The sequence below is a fragment of the Variovorax stachyos genome (assembly GCF_051400855.1).
GTDB lineage: Bacteria > Pseudomonadota > Gammaproteobacteria > Burkholderiales > Burkholderiaceae_C > Variovorax.
Window position 1 is genome coordinate 130823 of sequence record NZ_JBLFFN010000002.1, and the last position, 19023, is coordinate 149845.

The 19023-nt window shown below is 68.0% G+C and carries 17 protein-coding genes and 1 tRNA gene; 9 read left to right on the plus strand and 9 right to left on the minus strand.

Annotated features, from left to right (window positions below; all coding sequences use genetic code 11):
* Window positions 1-42: 42 nt before the first annotated feature.
* Window positions 43-1230, plus strand: coding sequence for an aminotransferase-like domain-containing protein (locus tag ACMGEZ_RS03860; RefSeq protein WP_436820940.1), 1188 nt, complete (start codon window positions 43-45; stop codon window positions 1228-1230).
* A 76-nt stretch (window positions 1231-1306) separates the two neighbouring features.
* Here the strand turns inward: ACMGEZ_RS03860 and ACMGEZ_RS03865 are convergent, their stop codons facing one another.
* From ACMGEZ_RS03865 to mfd, 6 genes are all read right to left on the minus strand, one after another.
* Window positions 1307-2371: an Ldh family oxidoreductase gene (locus tag ACMGEZ_RS03865; RefSeq protein ID WP_436820941.1), complete on the minus strand. Its 1065-nt coding sequence runs from the start codon at window positions 2369-2371 to the stop codon at window positions 1307-1309.
* A 5-nt stretch (window positions 2372-2376) separates the two neighbouring features.
* Complete coding sequence (locus ACMGEZ_RS03870; protein ID WP_436821359.1) at window positions 2377-3882, minus strand: tripartite tricarboxylate transporter permease; 1506 nt, start codon at window positions 3880-3882, stop codon at window positions 2377-2379.
* Between the two features lie 7 nt (window positions 3883-3889).
* Window positions 3890-4357 carry a tripartite tricarboxylate transporter TctB family protein gene (locus ACMGEZ_RS03875; protein WP_436820942.1) on the minus strand — a complete coding sequence of 156 codons (468 nt, stop codon included), beginning with the start codon at window positions 4355-4357 and terminating at the stop codon, window positions 3890-3892.
* 3 nt (window positions 4358-4360) lie between these two features.
* Window positions 4361-5332 carry a tripartite tricarboxylate transporter substrate binding protein gene (locus ACMGEZ_RS03880; RefSeq protein ID WP_436820943.1) on the minus strand — a complete coding sequence of 324 codons (972 nt, stop codon included), beginning with the start codon at window positions 5330-5332 and terminating at the stop codon, window positions 4361-4363.
* Between the two features lie 135 nt (window positions 5333-5467).
* Window positions 5468-6184: a phosphoserine phosphatase SerB gene (gene serB, locus ACMGEZ_RS03885; protein ID WP_436820944.1), complete on the minus strand. Its 717-nt coding sequence runs from the start codon at window positions 6182-6184 to the stop codon at window positions 5468-5470.
* On the minus strand, window positions 6181-9660 hold the full coding sequence (gene mfd / locus ACMGEZ_RS03890) for a transcription-repair coupling factor (RefSeq protein ID WP_436820945.1): 3480 nt from the start codon (window positions 9658-9660) through the stop codon (window positions 6181-6183). Before mfd ends, serB begins: the two co-directional genes overlap by 4 nt.
* A 104-nt stretch (window positions 9661-9764) precedes the next feature.
* On the opposite strand from mfd, the gene ispD reads away from it, so the two are divergent.
* Both ispD and ispF read left to right on the plus strand, forming a co-directional pair.
* Window positions 9765-10490: a 2-C-methyl-D-erythritol 4-phosphate cytidylyltransferase gene (gene ispD, locus ACMGEZ_RS03895; RefSeq protein ID WP_436820946.1), complete on the plus strand. Its 726-nt coding sequence runs from the start codon at window positions 9765-9767 to the stop codon at window positions 10488-10490.
* Window positions 10487-10972, plus strand: coding sequence for a 2-C-methyl-D-erythritol 2,4-cyclodiphosphate synthase (gene ispF / locus ACMGEZ_RS03900; protein ID WP_436820947.1), 486 nt, complete (start codon window positions 10487-10489; stop codon window positions 10970-10972). Before ispD ends, ispF begins: the two co-directional genes overlap by 4 nt.
* Before the next feature lie 9 nt (window positions 10973-10981).
* On the opposite strand, the gene ACMGEZ_RS03905 is transcribed toward ispF, so the two are convergent.
* Window positions 10982-12385 carry a sensor histidine kinase family protein gene (locus ACMGEZ_RS03905; protein ID WP_436821360.1) on the minus strand — a complete coding sequence of 468 codons (1404 nt, stop codon included), beginning with the start codon at window positions 12383-12385 and terminating at the stop codon, window positions 10982-10984.
* 83 nt (window positions 12386-12468) lie between these two features.
* On the minus strand, window positions 12469-13200 hold the full coding sequence (gene ompR / locus ACMGEZ_RS03910; protein WP_028250078.1) for an osmolarity response regulator transcription factor OmpR: 732 nt from the start codon (window positions 13198-13200) through the stop codon (window positions 12469-12471).
* 170 nt (window positions 13201-13370) lie between these two features.
* On the opposite strand from ompR, the gene ACMGEZ_RS03915 reads away from it, so the two are divergent.
* Window positions 13371-13748 (plus strand): hypothetical protein, encoded by a 378-nt coding sequence (locus ACMGEZ_RS03915; protein WP_436820948.1) that lies wholly within the window; start codon window positions 13371-13373, stop codon window positions 13746-13748.
* A 36-nt stretch (window positions 13749-13784) separates the two neighbouring features.
* Window positions 13785-14507, plus strand: a complete 723-nt coding sequence (locus ACMGEZ_RS03920) for an SIMPL domain-containing protein (RefSeq protein ID WP_436820949.1) — start codon at window positions 13785-13787, stop codon at window positions 14505-14507.
* Window positions 14508-14546: 39 nt separating this feature from the next.
* On the opposite strand, the gene ACMGEZ_RS03925 is transcribed toward ACMGEZ_RS03920, so the two are convergent.
* Window positions 14547-15317, minus strand: coding sequence for a 3-hydroxybutyrate dehydrogenase (locus ACMGEZ_RS03925; protein WP_436820950.1), 771 nt, complete (start codon window positions 15315-15317; stop codon window positions 14547-14549).
* 142 nt (window positions 15318-15459) lie between these two features.
* Between ACMGEZ_RS03925 and ACMGEZ_RS03930 the strand changes: the two genes are divergently transcribed.
* The 4 genes from ACMGEZ_RS03930 (at window position 15460) to phaR (ending at window position 19012) form a co-directional block, all read left to right on the plus strand.
* Entirely contained in the window at window positions 15460-17664 is a 2205-nt protein-coding gene (locus ACMGEZ_RS03930; RefSeq protein WP_436821361.1) for a RelA/SpoT family protein, read from the plus strand.
* Window positions 17665-17713: 49 nt separating this feature from the next.
* Window positions 17714-17790: transfer RNA gene (locus ACMGEZ_RS03935), tRNA-Val, on the plus strand.
* A 204-nt stretch (window positions 17791-17994) separates the two neighbouring features.
* Window positions 17995-18357 carry a hypothetical protein gene (locus ACMGEZ_RS03940; RefSeq protein WP_436820951.1) on the plus strand — a complete coding sequence of 121 codons (363 nt, stop codon included), beginning with the start codon at window positions 17995-17997 and terminating at the stop codon, window positions 18355-18357.
* Between the two features lie 67 nt (window positions 18358-18424).
* Window positions 18425-19012: a polyhydroxyalkanoate synthesis repressor PhaR gene (gene phaR, locus ACMGEZ_RS03945; protein ID WP_436820952.1), complete on the plus strand. Its 588-nt coding sequence runs from the start codon at window positions 18425-18427 to the stop codon at window positions 19010-19012.
* Window positions 19013-19023 lie beyond the last annotated feature (11 nt).

The window sequence follows — 19023 nt, forward strand, 5'->3', positions numbered from 1 at the left end:
TTGCGACAATGGCAGCCCTTCCGTCATTCGCAGCAGGTTCCCATGCAATTCGCCACCCGCCTCGACAACGTCGAAACCTCCGCCATCCGAGAACTCTTCAAGCTCCTGGGCAAGCCCGGCATCATCAGCTTCGCGGGCGGCTTCCCCGACAGCGCCATGTTCGATGTCGAGGGGCTGAAGGAGGCGAGCGCCAAGGCCCTGGCCGAGGAGCCCGGCGGCGCCCTGCAGTACGGCGCCACCGAAGGCTACGAGCCGCTGCGTGCGCAGCTCTCGGCCTTCATGAAGGGCAAGGGCGTGGAGGTCGCACCCGACGGGCTCATCGTGACCACCGGCAGCCAGCAGGCACTCGACCTGCTGGGCAAGACCCTCATCTCGCCCGGCGACAAGGTGATCGTCGAAGGTCCGACCTTCCTCGCGACCATCCAGTGCTTCCGTCTCTACGGCGCGCAACTCATCAGCGCGCCCATCGACGCCGAGGGCGTGCAGGTCGACCGGCTGGAACAGTTGATCGTCGAGCACAAGCCCAAGTTCGTCTACCTGATTCCCACCTTCGGCAACCCGAGCGGCGCGATGCTGAACCTGGAGCGCCGCAGGAAGGTGCTGGAGCTCGCGGTGAAGCACGACACGGTGATCGTGGAGGACGATCCCTACGGCGACCTCTACTTCGGCAAGGCGCCGCCCCCCTCGCTCATGTCGCTGACCCGGGAGGTGCCGGGCAGCCGCGAGCGCCTGGTGCATTGCGGCAGCCTGAGCAAGGTGCTGAGCCCCGGCCTGCGCATCGGCTGGATGATCGCGCCGCCCGAGTTGCTGGGCAAGGCGACCATGTGCAAGCAGTTCAGCGATGCCCACACCAGCACCTTCGCGCAGGCCACTGCCGCGCAGTACCTCAAGAGCGGACGCATGCCCGACACGCTGGCGAACGTGCGCAAGGTCTACGCCGAGCGCGCTGGCGCGATGGGCGCGGCGCTGAAGCGCGAGCTCGGCGACGCGATTGCCTTCACGCAGCCGGGTGGCGGATTGTTCTTCTGGGCGCGGTTGACAGGCGCAGGCGGCAAGCTGGCCGATGCCAACGTGCTCGCCAAGCGCGCGATCGAGAAGGGCGTGGCCTTCGTTCCCGGCACGCCTTTCTTTGCCGAGAAGCCCGACGTGGCCACGCTGCGGCTGAGCTTCGCTACCGCGAACGTCGAGAAGATCGAGGAAGGCATCGCGCGCCTGGGCGCGGCGCTTTGAGCCTGCGGCCGGCTCAGGCGGCCTCCGAAGCTCCTTCGGGCGCGCCGTTTGCGTTCATGCAGCGGATGCGGGGACCTCAGCGCAGCGCGTCGGCCAGCTTCAGGCCGTAGCGCTGCTCGGCGCCTTGCAGCGAGGGCGCGATCGTGGGCGACAAGCGCACGCCCTCGGCAAGCTGCTCGGCGCGCCGCTGCAGCCCGCGTTCGCCCGGGAGGCGCACGGGCCTGGCGCCATCCACGGGCGGATTCGTGCGGCACTGCGCCGCCACGTGGTCCATCTGGCGCAGGAAGGCCGCCTTGCCGCCGAAAGCGTGCAGGTCGTGGAGCGTGAGGTAGACCGTCGCGCCCCAGCCCTCGGGCGGATCGGCGCGGCCGTGGCCGGCCAGCCCGCCGGTGAGCGACTCGACCAGCAGTGCCAGGCCGTAGCCCTTGTGGCCATGGGTCTGGCCGCCCACCGGCAATAGGGTGCCGGGCGGCTGTTCGAAGAGCACCGCCGGGTCTTTGGAGGGGCGACCTTTGGCATCGATGAGCACTTCGTGCTCGAAGGTCTCGCCGGCCTGGCGCTTGCGGTTGCTCATGCCATTGGTCGTGATGGAGGCCGAGATGTCCACCATCACGCCGCCGTCGGCAATCGGAAAGCCCAGGGCGAGGGGGTTGGGCGTGAACACCGCCTGCGTGCCGCCGAAGGGCGCGACGCTGGCGGTGTTGGGGTCGGAGCAGGCCAGCACCAGCAGCATGTCTTCTTCGAGCGCACGCAGCAGGTAGGCGGCGAGGCAGGCGATGTGGTGGCTGCGGCGAATGACGAGAGAGGCGGTGCCCAGCTCGCGTGCCCGAGGCAGCAGCAGGTCCAGGCCCTGGTGCACCAGCCAGGGGCCGGGCAGGCGCTGGCCGTCCCACAGCACGGCGGCCGGGCGGTCCGAGACCACGAGCGGCGCGCCGTCCGGCTTCATCGTGCCCGATTCCAGCTCTTTCACATAACCGGCCAAGAGCGCAAGGCCGTGCGTGTCGTGGCCCAGCAGGTCGCCCTGCACCAGCGTGTCGGCGACCGTGAGGGCCATGGTTTCGGCCAGGCCGGCACGTTGCAGGAGTTGCGCCGCGTAGCGGACGAGGGCGGCGGCGTCGTAGCGGGGAGAGGTGGTGTTCATGTGCTTCAGTGTGCCGCGACAGGCTGCAGCCGTCGACGCCGGCGCCGCCAGGCCAGGCCGGCAGAGCCCAACCAGACAGCCAGCGTGGCCAGCGCCAGCCCGGCGGCGATCGGCCGCTCAACGAAGGCCAGCCAGCTGCCGTCGGACTTGATCATCGAGGTGATGAAGTTCTCCTCCAGCATCTTGCCCAGCAGCATGCCGAGGATGGCCGGAGCGACCGGGAATCCGTTCTCCTCCAGCAGCCAGGCGGCCACGCCGAAGCCGAGCAGGATCCAGAGGTCGAACAGCGCGTTGTTGATGGCGAAGGCGCCCACCAGGCAGAAGACCAGGATGATCGGCATCAGGATATTGCGCGGCATGCGCAGGATGCGTGCCGAGGCCTTGATGCAGGCCCAGCCGAGCGGCAGCATCAGCAGGTTGGCCAGGATGAAGACGATGAACACCGCGTAGACGCTGTGCGCGTTGTTCATGAAGATCATCGGGCCCGGGTTCATGTTCTTCATGTAGAGCACGCCGATCACGATGGCGGTGATCGAGTCGCCCGGAATTCCGAACACCAGCGCCGGCACCCAGGCGCCGGCCAGCGCGCTGTTGTTGGCGGCGCCCGCCTCGACCAGCCCTTCCGGATGGCCGGTACCGAACTTCTCTGGCTCCTTCGAGAGCTTCTTGCTCATCGCATAGGACATCCAGGCGGCGATGTCGGCGCCCGCGCCGGGCAGGATGCCGACCGCGGTGCCCAGCACGCTGCCGCGCAGGGTCTGCACCGGGTACTTGCGGATCAGCCCGCCCATGCCGGAGAAGACCGAGCCGATCTGCTTCTTAAAACGCGCGAGCTCCCCGGCCGTCACCGTGAAGCGCAGGATCTCGGAGATGGCGAACATGCCGATCATCGCGGGGATGAGGCTCAGCCCGCCCAGCAGGTCCGCGCTGCCGAAGGTGAAGCGCGGATGGCCGGCCGGATTTTCCAGGCCCACGCAGCCCAGCAGCAGGCCGAGGAACAGGGTGATCAGGCCCTTGAGCGGCGTGTCGCTGGTGATGAAGACGGCGCAGGTCAGCCCCAGCAGCACCAGCCAGAAGTACTCGAAGGAGCTGAACTTGATCGCCACCTCTGCCAGGGCAGGCGCGGCAACGATCAGCACTGCGGTGCCGAACAGGCCGCCGATGCAGGAGAACACCAGGCCGATGCCCAGGGCCTTCTCGCCCTGGCCCTTGCGTGTCATCGCATAGGACTCGTCGGTGTAGGCCGCGGAGGCGGGCGTGCCCGGGATGCGCAGCAGGGCGCCGGGGATGTCGCCCGCGAAGATCGCCATGGCCGTGGCCGTGACGATAGCGGCGACGGCGGGCACCGGCGGCAGGAAGAAGGTGATGGGCACGAGCAGGGCAGTCGCCATGGTCGCCGTGAGCCCGGGCACCGCGCCGACGAACATGCCGAAGAGGCCCGACAGCAGCATCACGATCAGCACGGTCGGCGTGGCGACCATCTGCAGGGCAAGGAGCACCGAATCCATCAGCCTTGCCTCACCATGCGATGGGCTGCAGCACGCCCCATGGCAGCGGCACCTTGAGCAGCTTGTAGAAGCAGGTGTGGATCACCAGCGTGGCCAGCACCGCCACTGCGAGCGCGACCGGCGGCCGCACGCCGCAGGCCCACTGCAGCAGCGTCAGCACCAGCAAGCTGCACAGGATGAAGCCGACTCGGTCCGCCAGCAGGATGTAGAACGCCATGCTGGCAACGACGAGCGCGAAGGCGGCCAATCGCCGCGGCGAACGCATGCCTTCGCCGAGCGCGAGCAGAGGTTGCCCGCTGCGCAGGCCTTGCACCGTCAGCACAAGCGCGGATAGCCCGAGACCGGCCGCAGCGAGCCCGGGAAACAGCGCCGGCCCGAAGTTCTGGCCCGCCGCCGGCGGAAAACTCTGGACATGCCAGAGCACCGCCAGCGAAAGCAGCAACAGCACGCCGCCGATCAGGCTGTCGTGGATGCGCATCGCTTACTTTGCGATGCCGACAGCCTTCATCGCCACCGCGAAGCTCGCGTCCTTCTCGGCCATGAACTTGCCGAAATCGGCGCGGTCGGCGTACAGGGCGCCGAAGCCGCGCGAGGCCAGGAAATCCTGGTAGGCCTTGCCGTCGAAGATCTTCTTGAGCGTGGCGGCGAGCAGGTCGGTCTGCTCCTTCGGCAGCCCCTTGGGCGCCGCGATGCCGCGCCAGGCGCCGGCGTTCCATGTCTTGCCCGTCGAGTCGGTGTACAGCGGCACCTTGGGGAAGATGGCGTCGGGCTTGGAGCCCAGCAGCAGCAGCGGGCGCACCTTGCCGGCGTCGATCAGCGAACGTGCCTCCGGCAGCGAGCACGACACCACGTCGACGCCGCCGGCCATCAGGTCCTGCAGCCCCGGGGCGGCGCCCTGGCTCGGCACCCAGGCGATCGCGTTGCCGGGCAGCTTGTTGTCGACCAGCCATTGCGCAAGGCCAAGGTGCCAGATGCCGCCCTGGCCCGTGCCGCTGGCCTTGAGCTTGCCGGGGTTGGCCTTGGCCGCGTCCAGCAGCTCCTTGGCGCTCTTGATCGGCGAATCCTCGCGCACGAAGATGGCGTTGGCGTCGAAGTTCATCAGCGCGAGCGGCGTGTAGTCGGCGCCCGAGAGCTGCGTCAGGCCGGCGTGACGCATCATGCCGATCTCGACCGTGACGATGCCCAGGGTGTAGCCGTCCGGCGCGGCGGAGGCGATGGCCTGGTGCCCGACCACGCCGCTGCCGCCCGTGCGGTTGACCACGTTGATCGGCTGCTTGAGCTCCTTCTCGAGCTCGGCCGCGATGATGCGGGCCACCGCATCGGTGCCGCCGCCGGCGCCCCACGGCACGATCAAGGTGATCGGGCGCTCGGGGTAAGCCGCGTGGGCGAGCCCGGGGAAGACCAGGGCGGTGGCGGCTGCACCGAGTGCGGCCAGGGTTTGGCGGCGCTTCATATCGTCTCCTTCGTTGTTGCCCAGGCATTCAAGCATCCAGGGCACCGCACGCGAAACTGAAGATAACCCTAGGACAGCGCCGGGCCCTTTTGCCTTAGGAAGAAACCGGTTTCGACCGCCACATCAACCGGCAGGTCAGCGCACGACTTCGAGCAGCCTGTCGAGGCCGCCCGTGTCAATGGCCACCATGGCTTCTTCGCGCACCTTGGGCTTGGCGTGGAAGGCCACCGACAGCCCGGCCTCGCCCATCATCGGCAAGTCGTTCGCGCCGTCACCCACCGCGATGCATTCGGCGGGCGAAATGCCGAGCAGCGAGGCCACTTCCAGGAGCGTGCGACGCTTCTCCGCGCCGTCGCAGATATCGCCCCACGACTGCATCACAACGCGGCCGGTGAGCCTGCCGTCCGCCTCGTCGAGCAGGTTGGAGCGGGCGAAGTCGATGCCCAGTCGTTCCTTCACTCGGTTGGCGAAGAAGGTGAAGCCTCCCGAGACCAGCAGCACCTTGAGGCCGGCCGCCCTGCAGGCCGCCACCAGCGTCTCGGCGCCGGGGTTGAGGCGCAGGCGCTGGTCGTAGACCTCCTGCAAGGCGGAGACCGGCGCGCCCTGCAGCAGGGCCACGCGGCGGCGCAGGCTTTCCTTGAAGTTCTTGATTTCGCCGCGCATCGTGGCCTCGGTGATGGCGGCGACCTCGGCCTTCTTGCCGACCGCATCGGCGATCTCGTCGATGCATTCGATGTTGATCAGCGTCGAGTCCATGTCGAAGGCGATCAGCTTGAAGTCGGCGAGGGCGAGCGGCGGCGTGATGCGCCGGATGGCGAGGCCGGGGGAGATTTCTCGAAGGGCGTTGGTCATGCCGGGGTGGCTTCCTCTGTCTTGGGTTGTCCGAGGCTGCGCAGTATGTCCCGCACCATCTGCGCGCGCTCCTTCGGCTCCTTCAGTTCCCGCTCGATGCGCAGCTTCTCGTTGCCGGCCAGCTTGATGTGCCGGTTCTTCTGGATCAGCTGGATGATGGCCATCGAATCGACCGGCGGATCCTTCTTGAAGGTGATGTGGATCGCGCCCGGCGCGGCATCGACCTTGACCACGCCGTAGGGCCGCGCCAGCACGCGCAGCCGATGCACGTCGATCAGCGTCTGCGCCTGCGGCGGCAGCTTGCCGAAGCGGTCGACGATCTCCTCGAGCAGGGTATCGATCTGGTCGGAGGTCTTCGCGGTCGCGAGTTTCTTGTAGAAGGACAGTCGCAGGTGCACGTCGCCACAGTAGTCCTCGGGCAGCAGCGCGGGCGCGTGCAGGTTGATCTCGGTGGTGACGGACAGCGGCGACAGCAGGTCGGGCTCCTTGCCGGCCTTGAGCGAGCGCACGGCCTCGGCGAGCATCTCGTTGTAGAGCTGGAAGCCGATCTCCATCATGTTGCCGCTCTGGTTCTCGCCGAGCACCTCGCCGGCACCGCGGATCTCGAGGTCGTGCATCGCCAGGTAGAAGCCGGAGCCGAGCTCCTCCATCTGCTGGATCGCGTCGAGGCGCTGCGCGGCCTGCTTGGTCAGGCCCTCGATGTCGGGCACCATCAGGTAGGCATAGGCCTGGTGATGGCTGCGCCCGACGCGGCCGCGCAGCTGGTGCAGCTGCGCCAGGCCGAACTTGTCGGCACGGCTCATGACGATGGTGTTGGCGCTCGGCACGTCGATGCCGGTCTCGATGATGGTCGAGCACAGCAGCAGGTTGTAGCGCTGGGCGACGAAGTCGCGCATCACGCGCTCCAGCTCGCGCTCGGGCATCTGGCCGTGGGCCACGGCGATGCGGGCCTCGGGCAGGATCTGCTCCAGCTTCTGGCGCCGGTTCTCGATGGTCTCGACCTCGTTGTGCAGGAAGTAGACCTGGCCGCCGCGCTTGAGCTCGCGCAGCACGGCCTCGCGGATCACGCCGGTGCCCTCGTTGCGCACGAAGGTCTTGATCGCCAGGCGGCGCTGCGGCGCGGTGGCGATCACGCTGAGGTCGCGCAGGCCTTCGAGCGCCATCCCCAGCGTGCGCGGAATCGGGGTGGCGGTAAGCGTGAGCACGTCCACCTCGGCGCGCAGCGCCTTCATCGCCTCCTTGTGACGCACGCCGAAGCGGTGCTCCTCGTCGATGATGAGCAGGCCGAGGTTCTTGAACTTCACGCTGCCGGAGAGCAGCTTGTGCGTGCCGACCACGATGTCGACGCTGCCGTCGGCCAGGCCCTTGGCGGCGGCATTGATCTCCTTGGTCGATCGGAAGCGGCTCATCTCGGCGACCTTGACGGGCCACTTCGCGAAGCGGTCCATGAGCGTCTGGTAGTGCTGCTCGGCCAGCAATGTGGTGGGGGCCAGGAAGGCGACCTGCTTGCCGCCGGTCACCGCGACAAAGGCGGCGCGCAGGGCGACCTCGGTCTTGCCGAAGCCGACGTCGCCGCAGACCAGGCGGTCCATCGGCTGCGGCGAGATCATGTCCTGGATCACCGCGTGGATCGCCGCCTTCTGGTCGGCCGTCTCGTCGAAGCCGAAGTCGTTGGCGAAGACCTCGTAGTCGGCGGCCGAGAAACGGAAGGCGTGGCCCTCGCGCGCGGCGCGACGGGCATAGATGTTGAGCAGCTCGGCGGCCGAGTCGCGCACCTGCTCGGCGGCCTTGCGCTTGGCTTTCTCCCACTGGCCGGACCCGAGCTTGTGCAGCGGTGCCTCGTCGGCGCTGACGCCGGTGTAGCGGCTGATCAAGTGCAACTGCGCGACCGGCACGTAGAGGGTGGCCTTGTCGGCGTACTCGAGATGCAGCATCTCCTGCAGCATCGGCTTGCCTTCTGCATCGGTGCCCTGGCCCAGGTCCATGTGGACCAGGCCGCGGTAACGCCCGATGCCGTGCGCCGAATGCACCACCGGGTCGCCGACGGCCAGCTCGCTCAGGTCCTTGATCAGCGCTTCGACGTCGCTGACCTGCTCCTGCTTGCGATTGCGCCGGCGCGCCGATGGGGCGGTGGCGAAGAGCTCGGTCTCGGTGACGAAGTCGACGCCTTGCTCGACCCAGGCGAAGCCGGCCACCAGAGCGGCGGTGGCGATGCCGATCTTCTCGCCGGGCGAGGCTTCGAACTCGGCCAACGAGTCGAAGGCGGGGGGGCTGACGCCGCTGGCGCGCAGGAAGTCGAGCAGGCTCTCGCGGCGGCCATCGCTTTCGGCGAGGAAGAGCACGCGGTGCGGGGTGGCGGCGATGTGGGCCTTGAGCTTGACCAGCGGGTCGTCGGCACCGCGGACGACGGCGAACGGTGGGAGCGCCTCGAATTCGGCGTAGGGGCTGCCCTCGGCGCCGCCCCGGATCGCCAGCTGCGCATGCGGCTTCGCCCGCTGATAGAACTGCTCCGCGCTCAGGAACAGGGCGTCCGGCGGCAGCGCCGGCCGCTCCGGGTCGCCCTGGACCAGCCGATAGCGCTCGCCCGTGTCCTGCCAGAAATGCTGGAACGCGGGTTCGAGGTCACCATGCAGCACTACGGTCGTCTCCGCGCCGAGGTAGTCGAACACGGTGGCCGTCTCCTCGAAGAAGAGCGGCAGGTAGTACTCGATGCCCGCGGTCGCGACGCCGTTGCCCATGTCCTTGTAGAGCCGGCTGCGCGTAGGGTCGCCCTCCAGCAGCTCGCGCCAGCGGCTGCGGAAGCGCGCGCGGGCCTCGTCGTCCATGGGGAACTCGCGGCCGGGCAGCAGGCGCACTTCGGGCACGGGGTAGAGGCTGCGCTGGGTGTCCGGGTCGAAGGTGCGGATCGAATCGATCTCGTCGTCGAACAGGTCGACCCGGAAGGGCACCTGCGAGCCCATCGGGAACAGGTCGATCAGCCCGCCGCGCACCGCGTACTCGCCCGGGCTCACGACCTGGGTCACGTGGCTGTAGCCGGCCAGCGTGAGCTGGGCCTTGAGCTTGGACTCCTCGAGCTTCTGCCTGGCCTTGAAGTGGAAGGTGTAGCCCGCCAGGAAGGCCGGCGGCGCCAGTCGATAGAGCGCGGTGGTGGCCGGCACCAGCACCACGTCGGCTTCCTTCTGGCTGATGCGCCACAGCGTGGCCAAGCGCTCGCTGATCAGGTCCTGGTGCGGCGAGAAGCTGTCGTAGGGCAGCGTCTCCCAGTCGGGGAAGAGGGCGCAGCGCAGCTCGGGCGCGAAGAAGGCGAGCTCGTCGATCAGCCGCTGTGCATCGTTGGCGTCGGCGGTGAAGACGGCGGTGGCGCGGCCGGCGGATTTCTCGCGTTCGGCCAGCTGCGCCAGCAGCAGCGCATCGGCGGAGAGAGGCGGGCGCGGCAGCGTGAAGCGTTTGCCTGCGGTGAGAGCGGGGAGGTCCATGAAGCGGGAAGGAAATGCAGAACACCCCGCGCCGGGTAGCGAGGGGTGTGTGAAGGCCGATTCTAGAATGGCTGCCCTTTCGCCGTTGGCTCCGGCCGGACCTCATGACCCCTTCCCGTCTTTTCGTCCTGATTCCCTGTGCCGGCTCCGGCAGCCGCGCCGGCGGCGCGGGGCCCAAGCAGTACCAGCGTATCGCCGGCTGGCCGATGGTGCGCCACACGCTGGAGGCTTTCCGCGCGCTGGCGGGCCGCTTCGCCGGCATCGCGCTGGTGGTGTCGCCCCAGGACCGCGAAGTGGGGGCTGCGCTGCCGCGCTTTCCGGCCGAGGGCGAGCACCTGCTGCAGGTCGGCGGCGCGACGCGCGCGGCCAGCGTGCGCAATGGTCTGCTGGCGCTCAGGCAAACGGCCGGCGCCGGGCCGCACGACTGGGTGCTGGTGCACGACGCCGCCCGCTGCCTGGTGACGCCGACGCAGATCGAGGCCCTGATCGCGGCGTGCGAGCACGATGCGGTGGGCGGCCTGCTGGCTCATCGCCTGCCCGATACCCTGAAGGTCGCCTCTCCCGAGGGCCGCGTGGCGGCCACGCTGACGCGCGCCGACAAGTGGCTGGCGCAGACGCCGCAGATGTTCCGCATCGGCATGCTGCTCGATGCGCTGGAGCGCGCCGGCGATGCGGTGACCGACGAGGCCAGCGCGATCGAAAGCGTCGGGCTCGCGCCCCTGCTGGTGCCGGGCAGCGCGCAGAATTTCAAGCTCACCTTCCCCGAAGACTTCGCGCTGGCCGAGGCGCTTCTGAAGAGCCGGATGAAGAGCGTGGAGCAATTGAAATGAGCGCGTTCGACATTCGCGTCGGCGAGGGCTGGGATGTGCACCAGCTGGTCGCCGGCCGCAAGCTGATCCTGGGCGGCATCGAGATTCCGCACGCCACCGGCCTGCTCGGCCACTCCGATGCCGACGTGCTGCTGCACGCCATCACCGATGCCCTGCTGGGCGCCGCCGGGCTGGGCGATATCGGCCGTCACTTCCCCGACACCGATGCGCAGTTCCGCGGCGCCGATTCGGCCGCGCTGCTGGTCGAGGCGGCACGGCGCGTGCGCGCGGCAGGCTGGCAGATCGGCAACATCGACAGCACCGTGATCGCGCAGGCGCCGAAGCTCGCGCCGCATATCCCGGCGATGTGCGCGCGCATTGCGGCGACGCTCGAGGTCGCGCCCGATCAGGTCAATGTCAAGGCCAAGACGGCCGAGAAGCTCGGGCCGGTGGGCGAGGGTCGGGCGATGGAAGCGCGCGCGGTAGCGCTGCTGCACCGCTGAGAACGGCGCTCATTTGCCCGCCGGCGCGGCCTCGGGCTTGACCGACGCCGCCCGCGGCATGCGGATGTGCGCCGCGAGCCCGCGGCCCGGCGTGCTGGTGAGAGCGAAGGTGCCGCCCATCCGCTCGATGTTCTTGGTCACGATCGACAGGCCCAGGCCGGCGCCGGCCGCCGAGGTGCGTGCGACGTCGCCACGGAAGAAGGGCTTGCTCAGCTGCGAGAGCAGGGCCGGTGCCACGCCGGGGCCGTGGTCGCGCACCTTGATGAGCACGGCGTCGTTGTGGGCCTGCGCCTGGATCGTGATGTCGGCCACGCCGGTGGTGGGCGTCTTGCCATAGCGGCGCGCGTTCTCGACCAGGTTGGAGATCACGCGCTGCAGCTCGACCTCGTCGGCCATCACGCGCAGGTCGGAGGGCACGTCGACCTTGATCTTGATGTCCTCGTGGTCCTGCACGGCGTAGGTGCAGGCGTCGATCACGTCGCGCAGCAGCACCGGCTTGAAGTCCACGTGGTCGGGCCGTGCGTAGTCGAGGAATTTGTCGATGATGGCGTCGAGCTGCGCGATGTCGGCCGCCATGTGTTCGCGCGCGTCCTCGTCGGTCACGCTCATCTCGGTCTCGAGACGCAGCCGCGCCAGCGGCGTGCGCAGGTCGTGCGAGATCCCGGCCAGCATCACGGCGCGGTCCTGCTCGATCTTGGCGAGCTGGTCGGCCATGCGGTTGAAGCCGACGTTGACGGCGCGGATCTCGTTGGTGCGGGCGCGCTCGTCCAGCCGGTGCGCCTCGTACTCGCCTTCGCGCACCTGCATGGTGGCGCGCGACAGCTGCTTGAGCGGCAGGTTGATCAGGCGCGTGATCAGCGCGGCGCCAGCCAGCGAAAGGGCCATGGTCGTCGCCAGCCAGATCAGCCAGGTGCGGCCGCCGAATCGGGTGAAGCGCGTGGGGTCGAGCAGCAGCCAGTAGGCGTCGCTCTCGATCGTGAAGCCGATCCACAGGCCGGGCTCGTCGTTGACGCGGCTGGCCACGGTGGTGCCTTCGCCGAGGCGGTCGATCAGTTCCTCGGTCACGCGCGCGTCGAGCGCGCCGGTGGTGTAGGGCGTGAAGCGGTCGTTGGGCTCGCGCGGCAGGATGCGCACGCCCTCCTGGTCGGCCAGGGTCTTGATCAGCGAGACGCGCGTGATGGCGTCGGAATAGACCAGCGCCGCGCGCGTGAGATTGACCAGCGAGGCGATCTGGTGCGCGGTCTGGATGGCGCGCGGCTCGTATTCGAGCGCGCGGAAGGTCTGCAGCCAGGCAACCGTACAGCCGACCAGCAGCAGCACCAGCAGGAAGAACGTTCGCCAGAAGAGACTCAGGCCCAGCTGCAGCCGCGGCTTGCGCCGGGACTGGCCGAGTCCCTCCAGCGGGCTCGGCAAGGTGACCTGGGGGCCGTCTTCGCCTAAGGGGCTGGGCGTTGTCGTCTTGGGGCCGAGAGTGGCGGCCACGAGCGCTCAGTGCCTCAAGTGGTGCCGTCCGGCACGAACACGTACCCGACGCCCCAGACCGTCTGGATGTAGCGCGGCGCTGCGGCATCGGACTCGACCAGCTTTCGCAGACGCGAGATCTGCACGTCCAGGCTGCGGTCGAAGGGCTCGAACTCGCGGCCGCGTGCCAACTGCGCCAGCTTCTCGCGCGACAGCGGCTGGCGCGGATGCCGCACCAGCGCCTTGAGCATCGCGAACTCGCCGGTGGTGAGGGAGAGCTCCTCGCCGTCCTTCTTGAGGGTGCGCGAGCCCAGGTCGAAGCTGAAAGGGCCGAAGTTCACCGTCTCGTTGTCGGTCGAGGGGGCGCCGGGGGCCTCCAGCGGCGGACGGCGGCGCAGCACCGCGTGCACCCGGGCCAGCAGCTCGCGCGGATTGAAGGGCTTGCCCAGGTAGTCGTCGGCGCCGACTTCCAGGCCGACGATGCGGTCCACGTCCTCGCCTTTGGCGGTCAGCATGATGATGGGCGTGCGGTCGTTGGCGGCGCGCAGGCGCCGGCAGACCGAGAGGCCGTCCTCGCCGGGCATCATCAGGTCGAGCACGATCAGATCGACCGTGTCGCGTAACAGGATGCGGTTGAGCGCCTTGCCGTCTTCCGCCACGATGACCTCGAAGCCTTCCTGGGTCAGGTAGCGACGCAGCAGGTCGCGAATGCGTGCGTCGTCGTCGACGATCACGATCTTGTCTGTGCGAGCCGGAGCTTGATTCATTTCTGCAACACCAAATTTGTAACAACGCCAATTTTGAGGGTGTTGCAGGCTCATTGAGGCGCTTTTCACATTGCTTTGACACTAAGTTACAAAACTTGCGGGCGCTAGCCGTCCAGACGTTTCTGCCATAAGCGGCGGTGGCACAGTGGCTCGAACCCTGACGCTTCGCCATGAAATTCATTCTTTCCTCGTCGACGGCTGCGCTGCTGCTGTGCGCTTCGCTGCCGGCGGCCGCCGAGCCTTGGAGCTTCGTTCGGGTGAGCGACCCGCGGCGCAACGAAATGCGCGATGCGGTCGACGCCCACCGGGCGGCCAAGCGCGAGGAGGTGATGCGCCAAGAGGCTGCCGCAGGTCGCCGGCTCACGCCAGCCGAACTGGCCGAACTGCGGCAACAGGTGCGTCAGCAGTGGGTACCCCGGCCGGAGCCCAGGCCCGAGCTGGGACCGGAGTTGATCCGTTCGGCAGAATCGCAGCCGGCCGAGCGCCTGGTGCCGAGCCCCGTGCCGAAGAGCACGTTGCTGACGGCACCGCGCAGCCAACGTCCGTGAGCCCGGCCTCGAGGGCATGGCGGCTTTTTTCTTTTGATGGAATCCCTTGCCTTGAACAAAATCAAGAAGATCGCGGCCTGTGCCGCATTGCTGAGCGCCGGCGCCGCCTTTGCCCAGAGTACCCCCTGGGCTCCCCCACAGAATGTGCTCCAGTTGTCGGCCACCGGCACGGTCGAGGTGCAGCAGGACCTGCTCTCCATGACGCTGAGCACCACGCGCGACGCGGCCGACGCCGCGACCGTGCAAGCCCAGCTGAAGACCGCCCTGGATGCCGCATTGACCGAGGCGCGCAAGAACGCGCAGCCGGGGCTGCTCGACGTGCGCACCGGCAACTTCAGCCTGATGCCGCGCTACACGCGCGATGGCAAGATCACCGGCTGGTCGGGCACCACCGAGCTGGTGTTGGAGGGGAAGGACTTTCCGCGCATCACGCAGACGGCCGGCCGCATCTCCACGCTCACCGTCGGCGGCATCGGCTTTGGCCTGAGCCGTGAGCAGCGCGCCAAGGTCGAGACCGAGGCGCAGACGATCGCGATCGAGAACTTCAAGCAGAAGGCCGCCGAGCTCGCCAAGAACTTCGGCTTCGGCGGCTACACCTTGCGCGAGGTGTCGGTCAACGCCAACCAGGGCCCGCCGATGCAGCCGCGCATGATGGCGGCGGAGGCCTCGTCGAAGATGTCATACGACGCGGCGGTGCCGGTCGAGGCCGGCAAGACCAGCGTGGTCGTCAACGTCTCGGGATCGGTGCAGCTCAGGTAACGCCGGCGCGGCGCAATCGCCGCAATCGCCGCGGTCGCTCTACTGTGCCGTCCAGCCGCCGTCGACCTGCCACGCCACGCCGCGCACCTGGTCGGCGGCCGGCGAGCACAGGAAGACCGCGAGCCCACCCAGCTGCTCCACCGTGGTGAATTGCAGCGAAGGTTGCTTCTCGCCGAGCAGGTCGTTCCGGGCCTGCGTGACCGAGATGCCTTCGCGCGCCGAGCGGTCGTCGATCTGCTTCTGCACCAGTGGCGTCAGCACCCAGCCGGGACAGATCGCGTTGCACGTGACGCCGGTGGTGGCCGTCTCGAGCGCCACCGCCTTGGTGAGCCCGACGATCCCGTGCTTGGCCGCCACGTAGGCCGACTTCTGCGCCGAGGCCACGAGCCCGTGCGCGGAAGCGATGTTGACGATGCGGCCCCAGTTGGCCTCGCGCATCGCCGGCACCGCCAGGCGCGTGGTGTGGAAGGCGCTCGTGAGATTGATGGCGATCACAGCGTCCCAACGTTCGACGGGGAAGTCCTCGACCTTCGCGACGTGCTGGATGCCGGCGTTGTTGACCAGGATGTCGACGCGGCCGAACCTGGCGGCCGCGAACTTCATCATGTCTTCGATCTCGGACGGCTTGCTCATGTCGGCGCCGTGATAGTCGACCTTCACGCCCAGTGATTCGATCTCGGCCTTCGGCTTGTCGGTGTCGCCGAAACCGTTGAGCACGATGCTGGCGCCTTGTTGCGCCAACGCCTTCGCGATGCCGAGCCCGATGCCACTGGTGGACCCCGTGACAAGCGCGGTTTTGCCTTTGAGCATGATGGTCAATCTCCGGATGAATTAGGATGCAACGAGCCCATTATCTTCACCGTGCCCGCCTGCGTTCCATGATCGAGTCTGCCGTCCATCGCACCGCCTGGGAGGGGGTGATCGAGTGAAGCGCGAACAACCCGGCCTGTCGATGTCCGGTGCGTCCGTGGTGGACTATCCACTTTCGGCCGCGACCGCGGAGCGCACGCCGGTGCAGGAGAACATGCTCGCGCGGGCCCGCGCTTTCGCCGAGCCGCTGATTGCCGACGAGACGCTGGACACCGGCGAGAACACGCTCGCTCATGCCGATGCCGTGGCCGCGATCGTAGCGGCGATGGGCGGGTCGGAGGCGATGCAGGCAGCCAGCTACCTGGTCTATTCCTGCCAGCACCTGAACCGGCCGCAGGAGGTGATCGCCAAGGTCTTCGGCGACAACTTCGCGGCGCTCGCGGTCGAGACCACCAAGCTCGTGCATGTGCAGAAACAGGCGCGCTCGGTCACGGCCAGCGCGCAACTGGCCGACGGCGCGGGCACGCAAACGGAGAACGTGCGCAAGATGCTGCTCGCGTTCTCGCGCGACCTGCGGGTCGTGATGCTGCGGCTCGCTTCGCGGCTGCAGACACTGCGCTACGCAGCGGCGAGCAAGCAGCCGGTGCCGGAAGGCGTGGCTCGCGAATCGCTGCAGGTCTTCGCGCCGCTGGCGAACCGGCTCGGCATCTGGCAGGTCAAGTGGGAGATCGAGGACCTGTCCTTCCGTTTCCTGGAGCCCGAGACCTACAAGCTGATCGCGCGCCTGCTCGACGAGAAACGCGTGGAGCGCGAAGGCTACGTCGAGCAGCTGCGCGCGCGGCTGGAGCGCGAACTGGCCGCCGAGGGCGTAAAGGCCAAGGTGCAGGGACGGCCGAAGAACATCTACAGCATCGTCAAGAAGATGCGTGGCAAGGCGCTGGACTTCGCGCAGGTCTTCGACATCCTGGCGTTGCGCGTCGTGGTGGCCGACGTCAAGGATTGCTATGCGGCGCTGGCCTGGGTTCATTCCAATTTCCAGCCCATCGCCGAGGAGTTCGACGACTACATCGCGCGGCCGAAGCCGAACGGCTATCAATCGCTGCACACGGTGGTGCGCGAAGTCGTGAATGGCCAGGCCGGCAAGCCGATCGAGATCCAGATCCGGACCGAGCAGATGCACGACCACGCCGAGCACGGCGTGGCGGCGCACTGGGCCTACAAGGAGGCGGGCCACAAGGGCTATGCGGGCGTCTGGGCGAGCGGCGAGTACGACGCCAAGATCGCAGTGCTTCGGCAACTGCTGGCTTGGGAGCGCGACCTCTCGGACGGCTCGCAGGGGCAGGGCCTGTTCGACGACCGCATCTACGTCCTGACACCCGATGCCGCGATCGTCGAGTTGCCGCAGGGCGCGACCGCGGTCGATTTCGCCTACTCGGTGCACACCAGCCTGGGGCACCGCTGCCGCGGCGCGCGCGTGGACGGAGCGATGGTGCCGCTCAACACGCCGCTGCAGAACGGGCAGACGGTCGAGATCATCGCGACGAAGGAGGGCGGCCCTTCGCGCGACTGGCTCAACGCGGAGCTTGGCTATCTGGCGAGCCATCGCGCACGTGCGAAGGTGCGCGCCTGGTTCAACGCGCAGGTCACGCACGAGACGGTGGCGCGCGGCCGCGAAGCTGTCGAAAAGGTGCTGCAGCGCGAGGGCAAGACCGCGCTGAAGCTTGACGACCTCGCGTCGCAGTTGGGCTTCAAGTCGGCGGACCACCTGTTCGAGGTGGTGGGCAAGGACGAGTTCTCGCTGCGCAACATCGAGATGCTGCTGCGCCCGCCGGAGCCTGCCCCTGGGCCGGACGACGGGGTGATCATCAAGAAGGCCCGCGCCGGCGGCAGTGGGGGCAAGGGTGGCGTGCTGGTGGTCGGCGTCTCCTCGCTGATGACGCAGCTCGCCAAGTGCTGCAAGCCGGCGCCGCCCGACGTGATCCGCGGCTTCGTGACGCGCGGCCACGGCGTCAGCATTCATCGCGCCGACTGCAGCAACTTCCGCATGATGGCTGCGCGCGAGGCCGAGCGCGTCATCGACGTCGAATGGGGCGAGCAGCGCGCCGGGGAGGCGTCGGTCTATGCAGTCGACGTAGCTGTGGAGGCCGCCGATCGGCAGGGCCTGCTGCGCGACATTTCCGATGTGTTCGCGCGCGAGAAGATGAACGTGATCGGCGTGCAGACGCAGTCCGTCAAGGGCACGGCGTGGATGACCTTTACCGTCGAGATCGCCGATGCGGCGCGGCTCGCGCAGGTGCTGAGCGTGGTGAGTGCCGTGCCCGGTGTGCGTTCCGCGCGCCGCCGCTGAAAAGCACGCTCGCGGGGCTGCTATACTCCGGCCTCTCGGACACACTCACAGGCGCGTAGCTCAGCTGGTTAGAGCACCACCTTGACATGGTGGGGGTCGTTGGTTCGAGTCCAATCGCGCCTACCAATTCCTTCCTCAAGAAGCCCGAAGCAGCCGCCCGAACCAAGCGGCTGCCTCGTGCATTCGGCCGTTCGCCGTGCATCGTTGAGCGGCTTCGTGGGGCTCTTCCTCCTCTTGGTCTACTGCCTTCGTCGACTGGCGGATACGCCGACAGTTGTGGTAACTTGACCGCCCCATCCCCACACCACTCGACGCAGGGAAACGATGACCATGCCAGAGGCTGAGACCGGTCCGGCACTCGAGGAGCTTCGTCTCGCCGCCCTGCTGCGGCAGGCCCCGCTCGAGTTCGCGCGCGTGGTGTACGGGCTCAACGACCGCGCCAACGGCCGCGCCGGCACGATGGCAGCCGAGGATGTCGCCCGAACGGTGCGACAAGGATCGCCCGTCACGCGGGAGCGCGCCGAGCAGCGCGCACGCGGCTACCTGCCGCTGGCGGGCCATGAGCATTGCCCGCGCTGCTGGGTCTTCAATGGCACCAAGAGCCCGCTGCACTTTCGCGAAGGGACCGGGGAAAGGCCCGAATCGGCCGTCTGCAAGGTGTGCGGGGCCGAGTACACGACCACTCCGGATTGATGGCGCTGCGCGGTCAGGGTAAACCTTGGCGCGGTGCAGCAAAACCGCTCCCTAGAATGGTTTGCGCGTGAAGACGCGAAACCTCAAGGAGTCCGTAGTGCAGAGCAAGAAGTCCGCCGGCGACAAGCCGACGCAGCGGGTGATCAAGAAATATCCCAACCGCAGGCTCTACGACACGGAAACCTCCGCCTACATCACGCTCGCCGAGGTCAAGCAACTGGTGATGGACAAGTCGCCCTTCGTGGTGCGCGACGCAAAGAGCGGCGACGACCTCACGCGCAGCATCCTGCTGCAGATCATCCTCGAGGAGGAGGCCGGTGGCGCGCCGATGTTCACCGAGCAGGTGCTGGCCAACATCATCCGTTTCTACGGCCAGGCCATGCAAGGCTACATGGGGCCCTATCTCGAGAAGAACATCCAGGCCATGACCGAGGTGCAGGCGGAACTGGCCGAGAAGGCGCAGGCGCTCACGCCCGAGATGTGGGCGCGCTTCATGACCATGCAGTCGCCCATGCTGCAGGGGCTGATGGGCAACTACGTCGAGCAGTCGAAGAACGTGTTCCTGCAGATGCAGGAGCAGATGCAGAAGAATACCGAGCAAGTGCTGGGTGCCTTCGGCATCAAGCGACCCCAGGGCGGCCAGACTGACCATTAGCAGGGACAATA